This window comes from uncultured Albimonas sp., assembly GCF_963977235.1.
GTDB lineage: Bacteria > Pseudomonadota > Alphaproteobacteria > Rhodobacterales > Rhodobacteraceae > Albimonas.
In genome coordinates, this window is record NZ_CAXBOD010000046.1 from 1 (window position 1) to 20,839 (window position 20,839).

Annotated in this window: 19 protein-coding genes; 11 read left to right on the forward strand and 8 right to left on the reverse strand. The window is 71.5% G+C overall.

Annotated elements, in window-relative coordinates:
• From AAC134_RS17645 to AAC134_RS17655, 3 genes are all read left to right on the forward strand, one after another.
• Positions 1–1,615 (forward strand): DUF3300 domain-containing protein (locus tag AAC134_RS17645; RefSeq protein WP_339950441.1); only part of this gene is annotated, 1,615 nt, incomplete at its 5' end.
• A 20-nt stretch (positions 1,616–1,635) separates the two neighbouring features.
• On the forward strand, positions 1,636–2,658 hold the full coding sequence (locus AAC134_RS17650; protein ID WP_339950442.1) for a DUF2950 family protein: 1,023 nt from the start codon (positions 1,636–1,638) through the stop codon (positions 2,656–2,658).
• A 202-nt stretch (positions 2,659–2,860) separates the two neighbouring features.
• Positions 2,861–3,685, forward strand: coding sequence for a ChaN family lipoprotein (locus AAC134_RS17655; RefSeq protein WP_339950443.1), 825 nt, complete (start codon positions 2,861–2,863; stop codon positions 3,683–3,685).
• A 130-nt stretch (positions 3,686–3,815) separates the two neighbouring features.
• On the opposite strand, the gene AAC134_RS17660 is transcribed toward AAC134_RS17655, so the two are convergent.
• The 6 genes from AAC134_RS17660 to AAC134_RS17685 all read right to left on the reverse strand — a co-directional run bounded on the left by AAC134_RS17660 (position 3,816) and on the right by AAC134_RS17685 (position 11,553).
• On the reverse strand, positions 3,816–4,976 hold the full coding sequence (locus AAC134_RS17660; RefSeq protein WP_339950444.1) for a hypothetical protein: 1,161 nt from the start codon (positions 4,974–4,976) through the stop codon (positions 3,816–3,818).
• Between the two features lie 225 nt (positions 4,977–5,201).
• Positions 5,202–6,053 (reverse strand): hypothetical protein, encoded by an 852-nt coding sequence (locus AAC134_RS17665; RefSeq protein ID WP_339950445.1) that lies wholly within the window; start codon positions 6,051–6,053, stop codon positions 5,202–5,204.
• Positions 6,050–8,017 carry a glycosyltransferase gene (locus tag AAC134_RS17670; protein ID WP_339950446.1) on the reverse strand — a complete coding sequence of 656 codons (1,968 nt, stop codon included), beginning with the start codon at positions 8,015–8,017 and terminating at the stop codon, positions 6,050–6,052. The genes AAC134_RS17665 and AAC134_RS17670 overlap by 4 nt, the downstream gene beginning before the upstream one ends.
• A 37-nt stretch (positions 8,018–8,054) precedes the next feature.
• Positions 8,055–9,179 (reverse strand): UDP-galactopyranose mutase, encoded by a 1,125-nt coding sequence (locus AAC134_RS17675; RefSeq protein WP_339950447.1) that lies wholly within the window; start codon positions 9,177–9,179, stop codon positions 8,055–8,057.
• A 286-nt stretch (positions 9,180–9,465) separates the two neighbouring features.
• On the reverse strand, positions 9,466–10,539 hold the full coding sequence (locus tag AAC134_RS17680; RefSeq protein WP_339950448.1) for an RES family NAD+ phosphorylase: 1,074 nt from the start codon (positions 10,537–10,539) through the stop codon (positions 9,466–9,468).
• Between the two features lie 147 nt (positions 10,540–10,686).
• On the reverse strand, positions 10,687–11,553 hold the full coding sequence (locus AAC134_RS17685) for a crotonase/enoyl-CoA hydratase family protein (protein ID WP_339950449.1): 867 nt from the start codon (positions 11,551–11,553) through the stop codon (positions 10,687–10,689).
• Between the two features lie 73 nt (positions 11,554–11,626).
• On the opposite strand from AAC134_RS17685, the gene AAC134_RS17690 reads away from it, so the two are divergent.
• The 8 genes from AAC134_RS17690 (at position 11,627) to AAC134_RS17725 (ending at position 17,748) form a co-directional block, all read left to right on the forward strand.
• Positions 11,627–11,938, forward strand: coding sequence for an HNH endonuclease (locus AAC134_RS17690; RefSeq protein WP_339950450.1), 312 nt, complete (start codon positions 11,627–11,629; stop codon positions 11,936–11,938).
• Between the two features lie 208 nt (positions 11,939–12,146).
• Entirely contained in the window at positions 12,147–12,413 is a 267-nt protein-coding gene (locus AAC134_RS17695) for a (2Fe-2S)-binding protein (protein WP_339950451.1), read from the forward strand.
• Positions 12,388–12,873: a bacterioferritin gene (bfr, locus tag AAC134_RS17700; protein WP_339950452.1), complete on the forward strand. Its 486-nt coding sequence runs from the start codon at positions 12,388–12,390 to the stop codon at positions 12,871–12,873. Before AAC134_RS17695 ends, bfr begins: the two co-directional genes overlap by 26 nt.
• A gap of 176 nt (positions 12,874–13,049) precedes the next feature.
• Positions 13,050–13,382 (forward strand): TfoX/Sxy family protein, encoded by a 333-nt coding sequence (locus AAC134_RS17705; RefSeq protein ID WP_339950453.1) that lies wholly within the window; start codon positions 13,050–13,052, stop codon positions 13,380–13,382.
• Between the two features lie 94 nt (positions 13,383–13,476).
• A complete protein-coding gene (locus AAC134_RS17710) occupies positions 13,477–14,154 on the forward strand; it encodes a TetR/AcrR family transcriptional regulator (RefSeq protein WP_339950454.1) in 678 nt (225 codons plus the stop codon).
• A gap of 43 nt (positions 14,155–14,197) precedes the next feature.
• Positions 14,198–15,085 (forward strand): haloalkane dehalogenase, encoded by an 888-nt coding sequence (locus tag AAC134_RS17715; protein WP_339950455.1) that lies wholly within the window; start codon positions 14,198–14,200, stop codon positions 15,083–15,085.
• A gap of 267 nt (positions 15,086–15,352) precedes the next feature.
• Positions 15,353–16,654 carry an aminotransferase class I/II-fold pyridoxal phosphate-dependent enzyme gene (locus AAC134_RS17720; protein ID WP_339950456.1) on the forward strand — a complete coding sequence of 434 codons (1,302 nt, stop codon included), beginning with the start codon at positions 15,353–15,355 and terminating at the stop codon, positions 16,652–16,654.
• A gap of 2 nt (positions 16,655–16,656) precedes the next feature.
• Positions 16,657–17,748 carry a hypothetical protein gene (locus AAC134_RS17725; protein WP_339950457.1) on the forward strand — a complete coding sequence of 364 codons (1,092 nt, stop codon included), beginning with the start codon at positions 16,657–16,659 and terminating at the stop codon, positions 17,746–17,748.
• Positions 17,749–18,092: 344 nt separating this feature from the next.
• Here AAC134_RS17725 and AAC134_RS17730 read toward each other — a convergent pair whose 3' ends face one another.
• Together AAC134_RS17730 and AAC134_RS17735 are read right to left on the reverse strand one after the other, a co-directional pair.
• Positions 18,093–18,968: an amidohydrolase family protein gene (locus AAC134_RS17730; RefSeq protein ID WP_339950458.1), complete on the reverse strand. Its 876-nt coding sequence runs from the start codon at positions 18,966–18,968 to the stop codon at positions 18,093–18,095.
• 13 nt (positions 18,969–18,981) lie between these two features.
• Positions 18,982–20,820: a feruloyl-CoA synthase gene (locus AAC134_RS17735; RefSeq protein ID WP_339950459.1), complete on the reverse strand. Its 1,839-nt coding sequence runs from the start codon at positions 20,818–20,820 to the stop codon at positions 18,982–18,984.
• Positions 20,821–20,839 lie beyond the last annotated feature (19 nt).

Consider the following 20,839-nt stretch of genomic DNA (forward strand, 5'->3'; position numbering starts at 1 on the left):
GGCGCAGGCCGCCGATGACAGCGCGACGGCGCAGGCCGCCGATGACAGCGCGACGCGGGCTGGAGACGACGGCGGAGACGCGCCGGACGAGACGCTTCTGACCGCCGCGGAGCTCGACGACCTCGCGGCCCCGGTGGCGCTCTATCCCGACGCGCTGCTGACCCAGGTTCTGGTCGCCTCGACCTATCCGCTGGACGTGGTGAAGGCCGCGCGCTGGGTCGCCGCGAACGAGGACCTCGAGACCTCCGCCCGCGACGAGGCGGCCGAGGCCGAGAGCTGGGATCCTTCGGTCGTCGCGCTGGCGGCGGGGTTCCCCACGCTCGTCACGCGGATGAGCGATCACATCGACTGGACCCAGCAGATGGGCGACGCGATGCTGACCCAGTCCGACGACGTGCTCGACGCGGTGCAGCGCCTGCGCGCGCAGGCGCAGGACGTGGGCAACCTCGACAGCAACGACGCCCAGACGGTGACGGTCGAGGGCGACGAGATCTACATCGAGCCGACCTCCGAGGACGTGGTCTACGTCCCCGCCTACGACAGCCAGGCGGTCTACTCGCAGTCGAGCGGCGGCAAGACCGTGGTCTACGAGGACGACGACGACGGCTGGGATTCGACCGATCTGCTGATCACCGGGGGCATCGCCTTCGGGGCGGGGATGCTGGTCAACGAGGTCTTCGACGACGATGACGACTGGAATGGCTACTGGCGCCCGGGTCCGCCGCCGATCCGCTGGGGCGGGGGCGGCTTCTACCCGCGGCCCTGGGGGCCGGAGCGGCGTCCGGACCGGGTGAACATCGGCAACCGGGTGAACATCGACGTGGACCGCGACGGCCGCTGGCAGCCGGACTCCAGGCGGCGCGACGACGCCCGCGACCGGCTGGCGCGGCGCGATCCCGACGACCGGCCGCGGCTGGGCGACCGCTCGGCCGGCGACCGTCTGAGCGGCGATCGGCTGAACGGGGACAGGTTGAGCGGCGACCGGCTGGGCGGCGACGCCAGGTCGGGCGCCGGGCTGGGCCTCGGCGCGGCGGCGGGCGCAGCGGGAGGCGCGGCGCTCGCGAACCGGCCCTCCAGCGGGCGACCCAACCTCGAATCCTCGATCCAGGACCGGCTGCAGGGCGGCTCGGGCGATCGTCCCAACCTCGGGGGAGGCTCGGGGAACCGGCCCGCCCTGGGGGGCGGCTCGGGCAATCGGCCCAGCCTTGGCGGCGGGTCTGGCGACCGGCCCAGCCTTGGGGGCGGCTCGGGCAATCGGCCCAGCCTTGGCGGCGGGTCGGGCAGCCGGCCCAGCCTGGGAGGCGGCTCTGGCAGCCGTCCCAGCCTGGGGGGCGGGTCGGGCGGCGCGCTCTCGTCCCTCAAGAAATCCTCGGGCGGCGCCAGCCGGCCGGCGATCCAGGCCAAGCGGCCCGCGCCCGCGGCCGTGCGTCCCTCCCTGCCCAGCCACAAACCCTCGGGCGGGGGCATCTTCTCGCGCGGAGGGTCCTCGGGCGCGCTGAAGCAGGCGCAGAGCCGCGGCGCCTCGAGCGCGAGCCGCGCGCGGCTGCCCGTCGGCGGCTCCCGCGCCGCGCGCGGCGGCGGCGGCGGCGGACGGCTGGGAGGGCTGCGTCGATGACCTTCAGGAGTTTCAGCGCGATGACCCGACCCGATCCGACGCGCCCTGCATCCGCCACGCCCATTCGCATCCCGACGCAGGCCGCGATCCCGACGGCCCCCGCCCGCCCGGCGGCGCCGGGCCGGCGCCGGGCTGCGGCAACGCTCGCCCTGGCGCTGGCCTGCGCGGCGGCGGCGGTCCTGCCGGCGCAGGCCGAGCCCGCCGCCTATCCCTCGCCGCGCGAGGCGCTCGAGGCGGTGGTCGCCGCGGTCGAGGGCGCCGACCGCGAGGCGCTGCTGACCGTCTTCGGCCCCGAGAACGAGGACGTGGTGTTCACCGGCGACGACGCCCAGGACCGCGAGAACTGGCGGGGGTTCCTCGACAACTACCACGCCTCCCACCGTCTCAAGGTCAGCTCGCAGGGCTGGGCGAACGTCTATCTCGGGCGCGACCAGCACCCGTTTCCGGCCTCGCTCTACCGCAACGAGGACGGCAGCTGGTCGTTCGACGCGGCCGAGGCGCGCGACGCCGTGCACCTGCAGCGGATCGGGGCCAACGAGCTCGACGTGATCGCGCTGATGCGCGCCTATGTCGGCGTCCAGGCGCGGTTCCGCACGGTCGACCACGACGGCGACGGCCAGCTCGAGTTCGCGGCCCATGTGCTGAGCGACGGCGAGGCGCGCGACGGGCTCTACTGGCCGCCGCAGGCGGGCGCGCCCGACAGCCCGATCGGCGACTTCATGGCCCGGGCCGCGGCCGATGGCTACGCGGTCGGGGACGCGGTCGAGGCGCCGGAGCCTTACCTCGGCTACTACTACCGCGTGCTGGACGGGCAGGGCGCCTCGGCGCCGGGGGGCGAGATGAGCTACCTGGTCAACGGCCAGATGCTCGCCGGCCACGCGCTGCTCGCCTTCCCCGCGGCCTATGGCGAGACCGGGGTGATGAGCTTCCTGGTGGCCGAGAACGGCGCGGTGCTCGAGGCCGATCTGGGCGAGGACACGCTGCAGCGCGCTGCGGCGATCGAGACCTACGATCCCGGCGAGGGCTGGGCGCCCGTGGACTGAGCCGCACCGGCCGCCCCCGACGCGGCGCCGGCCAGATCGACGCGAAACGGTCCCCTCGGGCGCCCCGGGGGGGCCGTTTCATATTGGCGCGCGCTGACGACGGGATCGGCGCGCGAGCCTGCGTCGCAGGTCCGTAGGTTTCACTTGAGTATCGATTCGCGGTATGCTCGGGCGAAACTCGGATAATGACTGCGGGATTGTCTTGATTTCAGACACGACACCGGAAGACGCCGCGCCCTGGACGGCGCGCGGCGCGGCCGAGGCCCTGACCTGGGTGCAGGCGCTGGACCGGATGTCCCGCGCCGAGGTGCTGTGTCTGGGCGAGCTGCACGACCGCGCCGACATTCACCTCTGGCAACGCGACGTGATCGAGGGGCTGCTGCCGTTCCGCTCCGAGATCGTGGTGGGGCTCGAAATGCTGCCCCGCGCGGCGCAGGGGGCGCTGGACGGCTGGACCTCGGGGGTCCTGGGCTTCGACGCGGTTCTCAAGGCCGTCGACTGGTCTGGCGTCTGGGGCTTCGACCCCGCGCTCTACGCGCCGATCTTCAACCTCGCGCGCGACCGGGGCCTGCGGCTGCGGGCGCTGAACGTCCCGCGCGACCTTGTGCGCCGGGTGGGGCGGGACGGGTGGGGCGGCGTGCCGGTTGTGGCGCGCGAGGGGCTGAGCCTGCCGGCCCCCGCGAGCGTCCCCTATCGCCGGCGCCTGTTCGAGATGACCGGCGGGGCGCGGCCGGAGAGGGCGGCGCGCTCGCCCCATGATCCGGCCTTCGACCGGTTCGTGCGCGCGCAGCTGGTCTGGGACCGCGCCTTCGCCGAGGGTCTGGCCGAGGCGCGCCGCCTGTCCGGCGCCCCGCTGGTGGTGGGCCTGATCGGTCGCGGCCACCTCGAGCATGGGCTGGGCGTGCCCGAGCAGCTGGCGGCGCTGGGACTCGGCGGCGTTCAGGTGGCCCTGACCGTCGATCCGGATGAGCCGGCGCCGGAGGCGGACCTCGCCGACCTGCTCTGCCGCCTCCGCTCGCCCGACTGAGGAGGCGTCCGCCGACGGCCGGAGACCGTCCGAGCCCGGCGGCCTCTCAGGCGCCCAAAGCGGTCCGTCGGCCGGTCGGGCGCCGGTCCGCGCGGACAGGCGCCGCGCGGAACAAGCAGGGCCGGGGCGGTCAGTCGCTCAGCTTGCGGGCGCGGCGGTTGACCTTGCGCTTGCGGAAGCCGGGCTTGCCGGCCGCGCCATGGGCGCCGCCGCCGCCGTGGCCCTTGCCGGGACCCTTGCGGCCGCGCTGGCCCTGGGGCTTGGCGCCGGCGCGCAACTCGCCCTTGCCGCCGCCGCCCTTGCGCTTGTCCTTGCGCATCTGCATCGCGGCGGCGCCCGTCATGATGTGGCCGATGGCCTCGCGCGCCTCGGCGTCCGACCAGACGTCGGTGCCGACCTCGGGATACATCGAAAAGTCGTCGGAGAAGGCGAAGGGGGACCCGTCGGGCAGTTTCCAGGCCTGCGCGAGGCGAGCGTTGGAGTCGGCCCAGTTCGCCAGGAACGCCTGCGCGTCGGCGCGCGCGGGCAGCAGCTTGCCCTCGTCCGAGGCGGCGCGGCGGATCGCCTTCAGCGCGTCGCCCCCGATGCCGGCGGCCTTGGCGGCCAGCGCCAGCAGCGTGCGCTCGCGCCCCACGGCGGTGTTGCGGCGCACCGGCTCCTCGCCCCGGGGCGGCTGGAGGCCGGCGCGGGCGAAGAAATCGGCTACCGAGTCGCCATTCTTGAGCGCCTCGCGCTGGAACAGCGCCACCTGCATGTTCTCGGTCCCGAAGGCCTCGCGCCACATCTCCAGCTTGGCGTGGTAGTCGAAATAGGTGTGGAAATGGGGCTGATGCTCGGGCAGGGCCGACATCTGATAGCCGTAGAAGCGGGCGGCCGGGCGCGGGATCGGCGAGATCACCTGCTTGCGGTGCGACAGCGCCAGCATGTCCTGGCGGCGCAGGTAGGCGATCACCGAGACGCTCTCGAAGCGCAGCTGGATCAGCTTGGCCAGCCGAGCGATCTCGCCGGCGTCGTGCAGCCAGAACAGGTTCTCGGAGGAGAGGATGTTGAGCTTCGCCTCGGGGCGGATCAGCGCGTCGGCGACGTCGTCCGACAGGGTCGAGGTGAAGGCGGCGCCCTTGCCCTTCATCCGGGCCAGCGTGTTGGCGTTGGCGGCCTGCTTGCCGAGCGCGTTGGTCTGCAGGTAGCTCGCGCCCGCCTTTTCCAGCGCCTCGGCGGAGCGGGTCAGCACATACTGGATCGAGGAGGTCCCCGTCTTGTGCGAGCCGATGTGAAGGATCAGGTGGGCCATCCGTCGTCCTCTCGTCGCGTCCCGGTGCGGTCTGAGGCCGCGTGACCTCCGCCGGGTGGCATGCCCTCGCCCGGCTGTCAACGCGCCCCCGACCGCAGGCCCGGAGCAGGCCGCGGCCGGCGCGCGGGAGGCGGGCGTGCGTTGCGTCCGGAGCACGGGGGAGAGCTTCCCGGGCCGTCCGGCGACCGCCCGCCGGCGCGCAGCGGGCAGCCCTCAGCGCCGGTCTCAGCGGCGGGGCGGGAAAGCGGGGCTGAGGAGCTGGGCGCGCAGGTGCTTGGCGATCCGCACCGCCCAGCGGCGGCGCCACACGCGCGGCGTGGCGAGCAGGCCGAGGACGGCGAGCGCGAAGGCCCCCGGCCGGCCGCCGGGACCCAGCGCCACGGGCCGGGGCCAGCGGCCGATGCGCCGGGCGATCCAGTCGTCGCGCTCGGCGTTGACGTCCTGCCCGGCGGCCATGGCCCGCCCCACCAGGTGGGCGCCGATCGGGCGGCGATGAGCCATGGCGGCGGCGTCGACGATGGCGATGCGCCGCGCGGGTCTGTCGACATGATCCTGCCAGACGAAATCCAGCCCCTTCGCCGCTGGCCGGCCCTTCATGTCGGGCAGCGAGGCGACCAGTGTCTGCGGGCTCAGCAGGGGGGCCATCAGCTCGACGAAGTTGGTGCGGCGCAACCGGGTCAGCGGGTTGCGCACGGTGATGTAGTGGGAGAACTCGCTGTCGGGCGTCAGCGCGGGCTGGGCCAGCGCCAGGTCCTGCGCCGCGGCGATGGCGAGGAACCGCGCGACGGTCGCGGCCTCGGCCTCGATGTCGTCGTCGGGCAGCCAGACGCGGGGGGCGAGGGTCAGCAGCTCCGGGCGCTCGGTCAGGATGTCGTGCAGGACGTCCCACTTGCCGCCCTCGCGCGGGATCACCGCGTCGGGCTCGAATTCCGCAAGGTCGGGGATCTCCTGGTAGGGCGAGAGCACCAGCGCCCAGTCGCGCGCCGCCCGCGGGGTCTTGGCCCAGCCCGAGACGCGGTGGTCGGCGCCGATGCGCAGGATCACGACCGCGGACAGGGAGGGAGCAGGGGCGGTCATCGCGGCCCCTCGAAGAGCCTGGCCCAGGCCTCGGGCGCGCGGGCGGCGTCGGCCCCCGCCTGCCAGGCCGCGATGGCGCGGCGACGGCCCAGGCGATAGCGGGCGGTCATCCACAGGCTGCGGGCCAGCAGCGACAGCGCGGCGCGGCGGCGCGGCGTGTGCAGGCGGAACCAGGCGCCGCCCGGATCGCTGCGCAGATGGGCGCGGGCCAGGGTCACGCCGGGGCGGGCGGCCTTCTCATGGATCAGCGCGAACGGCCGGCGCGAGGGGACCGCCAGCGCCAGGGTCGCAAGCGCGAAGCCGCGGGCGTGGGCGGCGGCCGAGACCGGGCCCTCGGGCGCCTCGATCACCGGCAGGTCCGCCGGCGCGGCGTCGAGGGGCTGCGGGCGCAGGCCGGGCGCAAGGGCCGCGACCTCGGCATGGATCGCCTGCGGGGACCGGGCGAACAGGGCGCGGGGCCCCTCGAGGAAGTGGCGCAGCGCCAGCAGCCGCCAGGCGGCGGTGGCGTAGTCGTGGGAGAGGGCCGGGGTCAGCAGCCGCTCGAGGATATCGAGCGGGCGCGGCGGGTCCTGCGCGTCATGCAGCGCCGCGTGGACCAGCCGGTTGCGCAGGTCGTAATAGTGCTGCCAGGAGGTCGCCTTGGCATAGAACGGCTCATGCCAGACCGAGAGGCCGGGGGGCGTCGCGGTGGGCGCGCCGGCGCCCTCGAGCCGGCGCGACATGTCGAGGTCGTCGCCCCGCAGGAACAGCGGCGGCGGCAGGCCCGCGGCGCGCAGCGAGGCGAGCGGCATCGCGAAGAACCACCAGCCGTTGAAGTCGCTCTTCTGGGCCGCGGCGAAGGGCGCGAGGCCCTGCGGCGTGGCCAGGTCCGCCCCCTGCGCCACGGGACGGATCACCCCGAAGCGGCCGCGCGCGGCGCCGGCCTCATGCACCCGGGTCGGCGCGCGCAGGTCCAGCATCCCGCCCCCCAGCGCCGCCGGCGCGCGAAGCAGGGACAGGTGGTCGATGGCCCGGCCGATCATCCGCCCGTCGAGGCGGATGTCGTCGTCCATCAGCAGGTGATGGGTCAGGCGGTCGGGCCCGGCGGCGTCCAGCGCCTCGGCCATGGTCCGCGCAAACCCGCCGCAGCCGCCGAGGTTCGCCTGCTCGATCAGGGTCACGCGGGGATCGGCGGCGAGGCGGCGCAGCGCGGGGTCGGCGAAAGGCGCGCCCTGGTTTACCAGCCAGATGCGGGCGAGCTCGGGCCGGATCTCGGCGGCGCGCAGGACCTCGACCAGGGTGGCGGCCAGCGGCCCCTCGCGGTCGTGAGTGACCAGACCCAGCGACAGGCGCACGGGCCGCGGCGGGGCCTGCACGGTCCAGCGGGCCGAGAGGAGGCGAACCGGCCCCTCGGCGCGGATCTCGACCCACAGGCGCCCGCGGGCGACCGAGGGGACGGGCAGGCGCGCCGGCCCGTCCGCGCCGGCAAAGGCCGCCCGCGCGAGGGTGCGCGGCGCCGCGCCCGGCGCCTGGGCGCGCAGGGCCAGCGTGGCGGGACCCTCCAGCGCCGCCTCGAACCCCAGCGCGCCCGGGGCGCCGTGAGCGCGCCACCAGGGCAGCGGGAAATGGTTGAACCAGGTGTCGAGGGACAGCGTCTCGCCGGCCGCCATCCCGAGGGGCAGGCGGCCGGGCGCGCGGGGGCCCTCCGCCCCCCTCAGCCGCAGGTAGAGGGCCGAGGGCGTCCCCGGCGCCGCATCCAGCACCTCCCGCGCCGTGGCGGGCGCGAGATCCTGGGGCCGCGCCGCGGCGGGCGCGAGGTCGTGGCGCGCCGCGGCGGGCGCGAGGTCGTGGCGCGCCGTGGCGGGCGCGAGATCCTGGGGCCGCGCCGCCTCCGACCCTCCCGCCGCGGGGTCGGGGGGCCGGGGGAAGGCGCTGTCGGACGGATCGGTCCGCAAGGGATCGATCGGGGGGCGGGGTCCGCTCATCGGGGTCTCCGCCATGGGGGGCGAGAGGGGGCGCCGCTCAGGCGGCCTTGCGCTGCGCGAGGTAGTCCGACGCCGCGTCGAGCGCCAGCCCGATGGTCACGTCCATGTCGAGATACTGGTAGGTGCCCAGCCGCCCCACGAAGGTGACGCCCTCGACCTCCGCCGCCCGCGCCTCGTAGTCGGAGAGCATCTTCTTCTCCCCCAGCAGCCGGATCGGATAGTAGGGCACGTCGTCCGCCCCGCAATAGCGCGAGTATTCGCGGAACACGATGGTGCCCTCGTGCTCCTCCCAGGGCGAGAAGTGCTTGTGCTCCGAGATCCGGGTGAAGGGCACCTCGGGGTCGCCGTAGTTCATCACCGCGCAGCCCTGGTAGTCGCCCATCGCCCGCTCGCCCTCGAAGTCGAGCGTGCGGTAGCCCAGCCGCCCCATGTCGTAGCCGAACCAGCGGTCCAGGGGGCCGGAGTAGAAGACGTGGTCGAAGGCCTCGTCCTGCTCCTCCCACTTGGTCCCCAGCCGGGTCTCGATCAGCGGGTGGTCGAGGATCTTCTCCACGATCGCGGTGTAGCCGTGCTTCGGCATCCCTTGGTGGGGGTGGTTGAAGTAGTTGTCGTCGTAGTTGAACCGCAGCGGCAGGCGCTTGAGGATCGAGGCCGGCAGCTCCGTCGGGTCGATCCCCCACTGCTTGAGCGTGTAGCCCCGGAAGAACGCATTGTAGAGGTCGGGCCCCACGAAGCGCAGGGCCTGCTCCTCGAAGGACTGGGGGTCCTCGATGTCCATGCGGGCCTGGGATTCGATGAAGGCCTTGGCCTCGGCGGGCGAGAAGGTCTTGCCGTAGAACTGGTTGATCGTGTGCAGGTTGACCGGCAGCAGGTAGACCGAGCCGCCCACGGTGGTCTTCACCCGGTTCACGTAGGGCATGAACTCGCCGAAGCGGTTGACGTAGGCCCAGACGCGCTCGTCGGCGGTGTGGAAGATGTGGGGGCCGTAGCGATGGACCATGACGCCGGTCTGCGGGTCCCGCTCGGTATGGCAGTTCCCCGCCACATGGGCGCGTTCGTCGATGACGAGGCACGGCAGGCCGGCCTCGGCCAGCTCCCGCGCGATCACGGCCCCGGAGAACCCGGCGCCCACGAGGCAGATGCGTCCCATGCGTCCCCACATGATTTTTTCGAAACGGCCCCCGCTGAGGCGGCGCGGACCCTAGCAGCGAGGGTGGGGGGCGGCAACCACACTGATCTGTACTTCAGGCGCGCGCGGAACGAGGGCACTGATTGCGCGGATCTAGTGCACGTGCGCGCCATGCTTTGAACGTGCCTCAGAGGATATATTGCGTCTCCTAGGGCCTTGGGTTGCTTGCGTGGCATCAGTATCGCTCGTGTGATTTCTGAAACTGATTCTATGGGTGCTGAATTTTTTTGTAGTTTTTGTCTAGGGCCTTGGAGACTATTCAGAATCGCGTGGTGGCTTCTTCGCAAACGAGTTTTTCGTTGGAGCAGATTTCTGCGAAATCCGAAAATTGCAGTGGTGGCGTCAAGAATACGATGTTTTTTCCATCCACATTTTTAACCGAGCCATACTGAATTGCATCAAAACCAGCTTCGCGAGCGCAATCCCCCACAAAGCGGGAGAAGATGTATTGTTTCTTTACCCAGCCATCGCCGGTGTTGGGAGCGAGTAGGAGGGCAGAGGACGCAAGTGATTTCAGAACTTCGAAGCCGTACTGTTCCTCGTCAAGATCGAGGAGGTCAAGTATTCTAACTCTTTGCAGAATGTTCATTTCTGCAACGTATGCCTCTTCGCCTGGGCGGCCCAGTTCAGATGCTGCAGTCGCAGGCGAGCTAGCTGCGTAGAGCATCGGGGCACCCGCATGATTGAAGCGACCCTCGCCAGCTACAGTGGCGGGCGGTGGTGCGTATGTCGAAAGATCAGATGGCTGCTGATCCAACTTTTCAACGTCTGAGACGAGACGGGCTCTAAATATTGGACTTTCTAGATTGCGCGGCACTTCTGAATCAGCGATCTGTTTTATTTGTTCACGTACGCGTCTTGCGAACGGATGATCTAGCATTAAGAATGGTGTCCTGGAGCCTAATACTTGAATTTCTTCGATGTCGTTCTCGATCTCGAGTGAATCGCTAAATGGGTGTTCGTAGAGCCATAGATTATGCGACTCGAAGCGCTTGCACCTGGGGCAAATAACAAAATGCTGGAGGGATGACATTTCGGCTGCATTGTAGAGTTCTGCTGTGCGTGATGTCTCAAGGAGCCACTTTGTCTCGATTGATTGTCTCTGAAAATTCAGTTCTCGAAATGTTGTGTCCGGCCAATATGAGCGAAAATCATCGTAGCAATGGTCGCAGCAACAAATTGTTGAAGTAAATACGGATTCAATCTCGTCACTTAGAATATCGTTGAAAACATCAATGTCGTCATCGTCTATGGGTAAGTATGGCCCTGTGGCGCTGGTCGGAATTTTGCAGTCACTCAGGCTCGCGTCGCTCGTAAACTTCCTTGATGTCATGGTGTTGTGGCTTTTCCGCTGGCTTGGCGATTTGTGTGTCGTGGTGGGGCTATTCTGATCGTCAGCGCTCTGCGCGCGCGGTTCGCCTAGGTTGGCCAGCGCGAGCAGTTCGGGAGGGGGGGGGTGCCCGGGGTTCCGAGAATTGCCTCACCCCCACCCCGGCTCCGAATCCCAATCGAACGACCCCGGCATCCCCTCCGGCGGGGCCTTCGAAAACCCGGCCGGGCGCTTCTCGATGAAGCTGGTGACGCCCTCCTTGCCGTCCTCCATCGACATCTCGTAGATCGCGCGGCTGTCGAGCTTGTGGGCCTCCATCGGGTGCGACGCGCCGGCCATGCGCCACAGGAGCTGGCGGTTCACCGCCACCGACACCGGCGACAGGCCGTCGATGTAGCGGCGCGCGAGGGCGCGGGCCTCGGGGAGCAGGTCCTCGGGCTCGACCACCTTGGTGCAGAAGCCGGCGGCGAGCAGCTTGTCGGCGGTCAGGATCTCGGCGGACAGCGCCCAGTCGAGCGCGGTCTGCATGCCGACCAGGCGGGGGAGGAACCAGGACGAGCAGGCCTCCATGCACACGCCGATCTTGGCGAAGACGAAGCCGATCCGCGCCTTCGTCGAGCAGATGCGCGCGTCCATCGGCAGGGTCATCGTCGCCCCGATCCCCACGCCCGCCCCGTTGATCGCCGCGATCACCGGCTTCTTCATCCGGAAGAGACGCAGGCTGATCGTGCCGCCGGTGTCGCGGTTGCGCTCCATCGCCGCCGCGTCCGAGGCCGAGACGCTCTCGTCCAGGCCGAAGACGTTGCCCTCCGAGCTCAGGTCCATGCCGGCGCAGAAGGCCTTCCCCTCGCCGGTGAAGATCACGGCGCGGACCTCCGCGTCGGCGTCGGCGCGCTCGAGGACGGCCAGGATCTCGCCCGCCATCTCGACGGTGAAGGCGTTGAGCATGTCGGGACGGCTGAGGGTGACCGTGGCAATGGCGTCCTCGACCTCGTAGCGCAGGGTGGCGTAGCTCATTGTTCTCTCCTCCCGTAGGGTTGCGGCGAAGGTATCACCTTGCCGGCCGGTCGCGAGAGGCCATCTGACGCGCATGGACGACGCCGATCCGATCTGCCCGCTGTGCCTGCGCCCGATCCCGCCGGGGGCGCGGGCCAGCGTCCATCACCTGACGCCCAAGCTGAAGGGCGGGGCCAGGGGGCCGACGGCGCGGATGCACAAGATCTGCCACGACGAGATCCACGCGCGCCTGACCGAGGCCGAGATCGCCCGTGAGGCCGCCACCCCCGAAGCCCTGCGCGCCCACCCCGCGCTGGCCCGATTCCGCGCCTGGGTTGCGGCCAAGCCGCCCGAGTTCGACGCTCGGACTCTCGCCAGCGTCCGGCGGAGGCGGCAGCGGCGGTGACGGATCGCGCGCTTGTGAGGGGCGGCGAGCCTCGCGGGGGCATTGATTTCAAAGGGGGTTTCCCGCCGGCTCTTGCCTGCGACATTTTTCTGACCATCTCTGTCGGGATAGGCCTTTTCCCGAGCGGTTTCGTCGGTCAATGTCCCGGCGTGTCGACTCAGGCTCCTGGGTCTCCCTTTTCGGCCTTCACTCTGCGGAGCGCCGCCCTATGATCGTGTGCCACTGCGCCCGGATAAAGTCGTCGGACATCCAAGCGGCCGTCGCCTGGATGCGCGCCGCAGACCCGACGGCTCTGATCACGCCGGGCAAGGTGTATCGCGCGCTCGGCAAGCGCCCCGAATGCGGCGGATGCGTCGCCTTGTTCGTGGACGTCCTGCGGGCGGATGAGAACACCGGCGTGCCGCCCGTGCTTCGCGGGCTGCGCAAGCCGTCGGATAGGAGAGCGACCCATGAAGGGCGACGAGAAGGTCATTGAGTACCTCAACAAGGGCCTGCGCAGCGAGCTGACGGCGATCAGCCAGTACTGGCTGCATTATCGCCTCCAGAAGGACTGGGGCGTGGGCAAGCTGGCCGAGAAGTCGCGCCAGGAGTCCATCGAGGAGATGGTCCACGCCGACAAGTTCATCGACCGCATCATCTTCCTCGAAGGCCACCCGAACCTGCAGGTCCTCGACCCGCTGCGCATCGGCGAGACGGTCAAGGAGACGCTGGAGTGCGATCTGGCCGCCGAGCTGGACGCGCTGAAGCTCTACAAGGAAGCCCGCGACCACTGCGAGAAGGTCGGCGACTACACCTCGAAGAACATCTTCGAGGAGCGGATCCGCGACGAGGAAGGTCATACCGACTACCTCGAGACCCAGCTCGAGCTGCTCGGCAAGATGGGCGAGGAGCGATATATCCAGCTCAACGCCACCTCGGCCGACAAAGAGGACTGATCCGCCCGCCCTGCGGCAGGCGACGAACGGGCCGGCGCGGCGACGCGCCGGCCCTTTTCGTTGCGTGACGGGCGAGGGTCCGTCCGCGATCCCGGCGGGCTCGAAAGCCGGGCCGGGCGGCTCGGGGCGGCCTGGGGCGGGGGGATCGCCCCGCCACGCAGAAGCGGGAGAGGGTCATGGCCAAGGCGCCGTCGGAATACGTGCTGTACCTCGAGGACGAGCTGGCGGCCCTGGGCCCGCTGGAACGCACGCGGTTCTTTGGCGGGTGGAGCTTTGCCATGCGCGGCGCGCGCTTCGCCTACGTGCTGCGCGGCAGGCTGTACTTTCCGGTGGACGAGGCCCTGCGCGCCGCGCTGGAGGCGGAAGGCTGCGGGCCGTTCGAATACGAGAAGGGCGGCAAGGTGGTGACCGTGACCCGGTTCTTCGAGGCGCCCTCGGCCTGTCTCGACGATCCCGAGACGCTCCGGGACTGGGCCGCGCGCGCGGCCCGAACCGCGGGGGCGATGTAGCGCCGGCGGCCGACGATCCGGATCGACACGGCGCGACATCGAGATTGACATGACTGACATCATGCGAGTTCATGTTTCGCATGATGCTCGTCAGATGGAATCGTCGGTGACCGAGGCGCCCGAACCCTCCGGCCCGCGCGCCCGGCGCAAGCGGGAGTCGCTGCAGCGGATCCTGGCTGCGGCCTCGGCCCGGTTGAGGCGGGAGGGGCTTTCGGGCGCGGCCATCGCGCCGGTGATGCAGGAGGCGGGGCTGACCCACGGCGCCTTCTACGCCCATTTCCGCGACAAGGAGGACCTGGCCGTCGCCGCCTTCCGCAAGGCCTTCGCCACCGAGCGGGAGCGCTGGATCGGCGCCGCGCGCGACCGCTCCTGGCCCGAGCGGGCGCGGCGGCTGGCGGGGCGGTACCTGACCCGGGCGCACCGGGACGATCCCGGCGCCGGCTGCGCTTTCGCGGCGCTGGCGACCGACGCCGCCCGCGCGCCCGACGCTTTCCGCGAGGCCTATGGGGAGGAGCTGCGCGCGACGCTCGCCGCGATCCGCGGGGCCCCGGACAGCGATCCGATGCGCCCGCCCCCGCTGGACCACGCCGCCGCGATGCTGGCGCTGTGCGTGGGGGGGCTGTCGCTCGCCCGCGCCGTGAACGACCCCGAGCTCTCGGAACGGCTGCTGGCCGCCTGCCGCGAGGCCGCCGAACGGCTGGCGCAGGCGGACGACGCGGACCGGGGCGAGCAGACGACGCGGGGCCCGGACCCGGCGAAGACGCCGGGTTGAGCCCCGCGAGATCCCCGACACGCGCAACGCAAGGGAGGCGCGCATGACCCACGATCCCACCCCCTACGCCGAGAAGAAGAGCCGGGCGGTGATGGGCGCGCCCATGGCCTACATCGACGAGGGCGAGGGCGAGGCCATCGTCTTCCAGCACGGCAACCCGACCTCGTCCTACCTGTGGCGCGACGTGATGCGCCGCTGCGAGGGACTGGGGCGGCTGGTCGCCTGCGACCTCGTGGGGATGGGGGACTCGGGCAAGCTCTCGCCCTCCGGGCCCGACCGCTACACCTATGCCGAGCAACGCGAACACCTGTTCGCGCTGTGGGACGCGCTGGCGCTGGGCGACCGGGTGACGCTGGTGCTGCACGACTGGGGCTCGGCGCTGGGGTTCGAGTGGGCCTGGCGCAATCCCGACCGGGTGAAGGCCATCGTCTACATGGAGGCGATCGTGACCCCGGTGACCTGGGCGGACTGGCCCGAGAACGCCCGCGGGGTGTTCCAGGGGTTCCGCTCTGAGGCGGGCGAGGCGATGGTGCTCGAGAAGAACGTCTTCGTGGAGCGGGTGCTGCCCGGCTCGATCCTGCGCGACCTCGAGCAGGCGGAGATGGCCGAATACCGCCGCCCGTTCGAGGCGCCGGGCGAGGGGCGCCGGCCCACCCTGAGCTGGCCGCGGATGATCCCCATCGAGGGGGAGCCGGCCGACGTGGTCGAGATCGTGGAGGGCTACTCGGCCTTCCTCGCGCAGAGCCCGATCCCGAAGCTGTTCGTGAATGCGGACCCGGGCTCGATCCTGACGGGGCGGGCGCGGGAGGTGTGCCGGGGCTGGGCGAACCAGCGCGAGATCACGGTGGCGGGGCTGCACTTCATCCAGGAAGATTCGGGAACCGAGATCGGCGACGCGATCCGCGCGTTCCTCGAGGATATGCCGGACTGACGTCCGGCGAGGGGAGAGGAGGCGCCCTGCGGGCGGGCCTGGCTGCGGGGCGCCGGGGGGCAGCGGGGCGCCGGGGGGGAGAGTGCGGGAGCCTCCGGCGGGCTCCTGACTCACCCAAGAACAGGCGCTTCGCGAAGGGGCCTGCGGGGGGCGCCCGGACAGCGGGCGGGCGTGGCGCGGAGGGCGGGCGTTTTCCTCCGTGCAGGGGGCGCGGGGTTCGGCTAGGCTCCGCCCCGGTTCGCCGCAGCTTCCGGGAGGAGACAAGAAATGACCGACGAGCAGGGCCCGCGCGCCTACGGTTTCGACACGCTGCAGATCCACGCCGGCGCGCGCCCCGACCCCGCCACGGGCGCCCGGCAGACGCCGATCTACCAGAACACCGGCTATGTGTTCCGCGACGCCGAGCACGCGGCCGCGCTCTTCAACCTGCAGGAAGTGGGCTACATCTACTCGCGCCTGACCAACCCCACGGTCTCGGCGCTGCAGGAGCGGATCGCGACGCTCGAGGGCGGCGCGGGGGCGGTGTGCACCGGCTCGGGCCATGCGGCGCAGATCATGGCGCTGTTCCCGCTGATGTCGCCGGGCGACGACGTGGTGGTGTCCAACCGGCTCTACGGCGGCACGGTCACCCAGTTCAGCCAGACCTTCAAGCGCTTCGGCTGGAAGGCGAAATTCGTCGACATGGACAAGCCCGGCGAGGTGGCGCGCGCCTGCGGCAAGCGCACCAAGGCGATCTTCTGCGAGTCGATCTGCAACCCCGGCGGCTATGTCACCGACCTGCCCAAGATCGCGGCCGTGGCCGAGAAGAAGGGCCTGCCGCTGATCGTCGACAACACCTCGGCCACCCCCTTCCTGTGCAAGCCCATCGAGATGGGGGCGACGCTGGTCGTGCACTCGACCACCAAGTACCTGTCGGGCTCGGGCCAGGCGATGGGCGGGGCGATCGTGGACTCGGGCGCCTTCGACTGGTCGGCCTCGAACCGCTATCCCTCGCTGAGCGAGCCGGAACCCGCCTACCACGGGCTGAAGTTCCATGAGACCTTCGGGCCGCTGGCCTTCACCTTCCACTCGATCGCCATCGGGCTGCGGGATCTCGGGATGACCCAGGCGCCGATGAACGCCTTCCTGACCCTGCTGGGGATCGAGACGCTGAGCCTGCGCATGGCAAAGCACGTCGAGAATGCGAAGAAGGTCGCCGAGTGGCTGGAGAACGACCCCCGCGTCGAGTCCGTCAGCTATGCCGGCCTGAAGTCCTCGCCCTATTACCGGCGCGCCCGGAAGATCTATCCCAAGGGCGCGGGCGGACTGTTCACCTTCGCGATGAAGGGCGGCTACGAGTCCTGCGTGAAGCTGGTGGAGTCGGTCGAGATCTTCTCTCACGTGGCGAACCTCGGCGACACGCGCAGCCTGCTGATCCACTCCGCCTCGACCACCCACCGCCAGCTGACCGAAGAGCAGCAGGAGGCTGCGGGCGCCGGGCCGAACCGGGTGCGCATGTCGATCGGGATCGAGGATGCCGACGACCTGATCGCGGATCTCGACCAGGCGCTGGCCAAAGCGACGGCCTGAGCGTGAGCCGGGGCCGCCTCCGCGCGATCCTGGCGGGGCCGCTGGCCGCGGCGCTGGTCGCCGCGGTCTGGGCCGCGACGGGGGCGCCTGCGGCGGGGCAGGCGGCGCGGGGGCAGGCGGCGAGCCCGTTCCCGCCGCTGGCCGAGGGGGTGCGCGCCCCGGTCCCCAATCCGCGCCGGGCGCTGGCCGGGTCCGAGGCCGGGGCGCCCGTCGCCGGGGGCCTCGCCCCTCAGACGACGGACGACCCGCTCGCCGCCGCCGCCGACGCGCTCGCGCGCCTTCCGTCGGATGACGGAACGGCGGCCGGCGCCCCTCCCGCCCCGGGCGGCGAGGATGCGGCCGCCCCGGCTTTCGCCCCGCCCGCGGCGGGCGTCGTCCCGCCCCCGCCCAACCCCTTGCAGGAGCCGGACGGAACGGCGCAGCAAGCCTCGACGCAGGACGCCTCCGTCCCGGCGCCGCCGGCCGCTCCCGCCGAGGCGCCTTCGCCCCCGCCGACTGCGGCGCCGGCCACGGCCGCCGCGGCCGGCCCGGATTTCCCGCCCCCGGCGCAGGGGCTGTTCGTGCCGCGTCCGAACCCGCGGGCCCGCGCCTCGGCCGAGGTCTTCGCGCCCCCGGTCGAGACCGCCGAGGCGGAGGCCGAGGCCGACGCGACCGCCCTGCTGCTGCCCGCCCCGCGGCCGGATCGCGCCCGCCCCCGGCCGCCGGACGTGTTCGCGCCGCCCTCGAACGCCGCGCCCGACGCGGCGCAGGCCGGGCCCGCGCCTCCGCTGGCGCGACCGGGGGAGGTCCCCTCGCGCACCGCGACCCGGCGCCAGGCGGTGGTCTCGCCGCCGGGCGACACGCGGCTGCCGCCAGGCTCGGCCCCGCGGGCGCCGGCGGGGGCGACGAGCGGGCGGATGCAGCTCGACGCGATCTCCCTGCTGGGGATCTTCGGGGATGTCGACGCGCCGCGGGCGCTGATCCGGCTGTCCTCGGGCAAGGTCGCGCGGGTCTCGCAGGGCCAGGTGATCGACGGCCTGACGGTGACCCGGATCACCTCCGAGGGCGTGGCGGTGCGCTCCTCGGCCGGCCAGCGGATCCTGCGGATGCCGTGACGCGACATCCCGGGCGCCGCCACCCGGGGTCCTCGGAAGCGCCTGTTCTCCGGAGCCGTCTCTCGCCGATGCCGATCGGAGCGACTCGCCTGCGGGGGTCAGGGATCGCCGCAGGCGACCCCCGCAGGGGGCTTGTCCTTGACCCCCGCGGGCGAGTCGCTCAGGCATCAAGCAGCGAGAGACGGATCCGGAGAACAGGCGCGGGCCCTGTTCTTGGGTGAGTCAGGAGCCCGCCGGAGGCTCCCCCGTTCGGTTGCCTCGCCGCCCCCAACCCCAGGCGCCGTCCCGGCCAAGCCCGTCCGCAGGGCGCCTGCGGGCTCGCTCGTCCGCGTCCCGCGGGCGCGTCAGGCCACCGCCTTCAACAGGCGCAGCGCGTTGTCCTTGAGGATCAGCGGCCGCACCTCGTCGCGAAACTCCGCCTGGTCGAAGGCGTTCAGCCATTTCTCGGGCGCGATCATCGGCCAGTCCGAGCCGAACAGCATCTTCGTCTTCAGCATCGTGTTGGCATAGCGAACCAGGATGGGCGGGAAGTACTTCGGCGACCAGCCCGAGAGGTCGATATACACGTTGGGCTTGTGCTGGGCGATCGACAGCGCCTCCTCCTGCCAGGGGAAGGAGGGGTGGGCGAGGATGATCGGCATGTCGGGGAAATCCACCGCCACGTCGTCGATATGCATCGGGTTCGAGTACTTCAGCCGCATCCCGTTTCCTCCCCGCATGCCCGAACCGACGCCAGTCTGCCCGGTGTGGAACAGCGCCGGCTTCCCGGTCTCGGCGATGGCCTCGTAGAGGGGGTAGGCCATGCGGTCGTTGGGGAAGAACCCCTGCATGGTGGGGTGAAACTTGAAGCCCTGCACGCCGTGGTCGCGCACCAGGGTGCGGGCCTCGCGGGCGCCGAGCTTGCCCTTGGCCGGATCGATCGAGGCGAAGGGGATCAGGATGTCGGAATTCTCGGCGGCGAGTTCCGCCACCTCCTCGTTGCGGTAGCGGCGGTAGCCGGTCTCGCGCTCGGCGTCGACGGGGAAGATCACCGCGGCAATGTTGTGCTCGCGGTAGTGGGCGGCGGTCTGCGGGATGGTGGGGGGATGGGTCCAGGGCGCGCCGAAGTATTTGGCCATCGTCGTCTGCAGCTCGTCGTAGCCGTCGTCGCTGTGGCAGCCGCAGGGCTCTTCCGCGTGGGTGTGGAAGTCGATGGCGCGGACCTTGGAGAAATCGACCATTGCAGGGCCTCCTTCAGACGCGGATCAGGGCCGGGTCTTCGTTGTCGTAGAGCCGCTCCAGCAGGGCGGCGCGGCGGGCGGCGATGCGGCTCGGGTTCAGCGAGCCCTTGTCGGTGATCTCGCCGTCCTTCAGCGAGGGCGGCTCGGCCAGGATCAGCGCGCGGGAGATGCGGCGCGAGGCGCCGGTGGCGGTCTCGGCCAGGCGGGCCAGCGCCGTTTCGATCCGGGCCTGCAGGGCCGGGTCGACCACGGCGCCCTGCGAGACGGTCCCGCCGCGGTCGGGGCGCGGGAAGATCAGCAGGCCGATCTCGCCGCGGTCGTGGCCGCAGACCACCAGGTCCTGCACCAGGCCGCGCAGCGCGTCGAGCGCCTCGAGCCGCAGCCGTCCCGCCTGCACCCAGGTGCCGGTGGCGAGCTTGAAGTCCTCGGCCACGCGGCCGTCGAAGACCAGGCCGCGGGCGGGGTCGTCGGGGTCGACGAAGCGCACGGCGTCGCCGGTGATCAGGAAGCCCTCGTCGTCGAAGGCGGCCGCCGTGCGCGCAGGGTCGCGCAGGTAGCCGGGCGTCACGTTGGGGCCCTTCACCCGCAGCTCGCAGCGCATCTCGGCGTCGGGGATCAGCTTGACCTCGACCCCCGGCAGCGGCACGCCGATGACGCCGGAGCGGCCGATCGGCTCATGGAGCATGATCGCGGCGGGGGCGGTCTCGGTCATCCCCCACGAGGTGATCATCAGCGGCAGGCGGCCGCGGACCTCGCGCGCCATGTCCTCGAGCCGCGTCCAGACCGCCTGGGGCAGCGAGGCGCCGGCGTAGAAGATCAGGTCGAGGTCGCGGAAATAGGCCTGGCGAAGGTCGGGATCCGTCTCCATCGCCTGCACCAGCATCGAGAAGCCGACGGGGACGTTGAAGCTGATCGTGCCGCCCCGCGCGCGGATGTTCTCGGCCGAGGCCGCAAACCCCTCGAGCGTCGGGCGGCCGTGATCGATGCTCAGCGTGCCCCCCAGCGCCAGCATCATGTTGACGTTGTGAGAGCCGCCGAAGACGTGGTTCCAGGGCAGCCAGTCGACGATATGCGGCCGGCGGTCCTTCAGGAACGGCAGCACCGAGAGCATCTGGGCCTGGTTGGCGCACATCATCCGCTGGGTGGTCAGCACCCCCTTGGGCTCGGAGCTGGAGCCCGAGGTGAACAGCACTTTGGCAATCGTGTCCGGCCCCACCTTCGCGTGGGCCGCGTCCAGCGCCGGTCCGGGGGCGCCGGCCAGCAGTTCGGCGAAGGGGGTGACGGGGCGGGGGGCGCCCTCGGGCGCCGCGGCGACGATCTCGACCCCCTCGAAGACCGGGCGCGCCAGCGCCGAGGCGAAGCGGGCCGCCTCCGACGCGAAGACCATCGCGGGGGCCAGCCTGGCGAGCGCGTGATCGAGACGGAGCTGCGCCTCCTCGATCAGCGAATACTGCTCGGCGAGCGGCGAGGTCGGCACGCCCACGTATTGCGCGGCGTAGGAGAGGATCGCGTGGTCCACGCCGTTGCCCGACAGGATCGCGATGGGCGTGTCGGGCCCGAGACCGCGGGCGACGAGCGACGCGGCGACGGCGCGAACCTGGCCGAGGACCTGCGCATAGGTCAGCTCCCGCCAGCCCTCGCCGTCGCGCTCGGCGAGGAAGACCGTCTCGGGCGTCTCCCGCGCCCAGTGATGCAGCCAGGCCGCGGTGGTGGCGACCACGGGGTCGAGGGGCGTGCGGCTGGTCAGGCGCAGCGCGCCCTCGCGCCGCTCGAGCACGGCCGAGTGCGGGACCAGGCGCAGGCCGGTCGTCGGATCCCTTCCCGTGGTGTGCTTCTCCATGATGTCCCTCATCGAGTCCTCCCGGGCGGGA

Bases quoted from the DNA above. Each gene is read 5' to 3' on its own strand.
- AAC134_RS17670 (WP_339950446.1), bottom strand. From the start codon at position 8,017: ATGAGCGGACCCCGCCCCCCGATCGATCCCTTGCGGACCGATCCGTCC.
- AAC134_RS17710 (WP_339950454.1), top strand. From the start codon at position 13,477: ATGGAATCGTCGGTGACCGAGGCGCCCGAACCCTCCGGCCCGCGCGCC.
- AAC134_RS17690 (WP_339950450.1), top strand. From the start codon at position 11,627: ATGGACGACGCCGATCCGATCTGCCCGCTGTGCCTGCGCCCGATCCCG.
- AAC134_RS17650 (WP_339950442.1), top strand. From the start codon at position 1,636: ATGACCCGACCCGATCCGACGCGCCCTGCATCCGCCACGCCCATTCGC.
- AAC134_RS17660 (WP_339950444.1), bottom strand. From the start codon at position 4,976: ATGGCCCACCTGATCCTTCACATCGGCTCGCACAAGACGGGGACCTCC.
- AAC134_RS17685 (WP_339950449.1), bottom strand. From the start codon at position 11,553: ATGAGCTACGCCACCCTGCGCTACGAGGTCGAGGACGCCATTGCCACG.
- bfr (WP_339950452.1), top strand. From the start codon at position 12,388: ATGAAGGGCGACGAGAAGGTCATTGAGTACCTCAACAAGGGCCTGCGC.
- AAC134_RS17735 (WP_339950459.1), bottom strand. From the start codon at position 20,820: ATGAGGGACATCATGGAGAAGCACACCACGGGAAGGGATCCGACGACC.
- AAC134_RS17695 (WP_339950451.1), top strand. From the start codon at position 12,147: ATGATCGTGTGCCACTGCGCCCGGATAAAGTCGTCGGACATCCAAGCG.
- AAC134_RS17720 (WP_339950456.1), top strand. From the start codon at position 15,353: ATGACCGACGAGCAGGGCCCGCGCGCCTACGGTTTCGACACGCTGCAG.
- AAC134_RS17715 (WP_339950455.1), top strand. From the start codon at position 14,198: ATGACCCACGATCCCACCCCCTACGCCGAGAAGAAGAGCCGGGCGGTG.
- AAC134_RS17705 (WP_339950453.1), top strand. From the start codon at position 13,050: ATGGCCAAGGCGCCGTCGGAATACGTGCTGTACCTCGAGGACGAGCTG.
- AAC134_RS17675 (WP_339950447.1), bottom strand. From the start codon at position 9,179: ATGTGGGGACGCATGGGACGCATCTGCCTCGTGGGCGCCGGGTTCTCC.
- AAC134_RS17665 (WP_339950445.1), bottom strand. From the start codon at position 6,053: ATGACCGCCCCTGCTCCCTCCCTGTCCGCGGTCGTGATCCTGCGCATC.
- AAC134_RS17680 (WP_339950448.1), bottom strand. From the start codon at position 10,539: ATGACATCAAGGAAGTTTACGAGCGACGCGAGCCTGAGTGACTGCAAA.
- AAC134_RS17730 (WP_339950458.1), bottom strand. From the start codon at position 18,968: ATGGTCGATTTCTCCAAGGTCCGCGCCATCGACTTCCACACCCACGCG.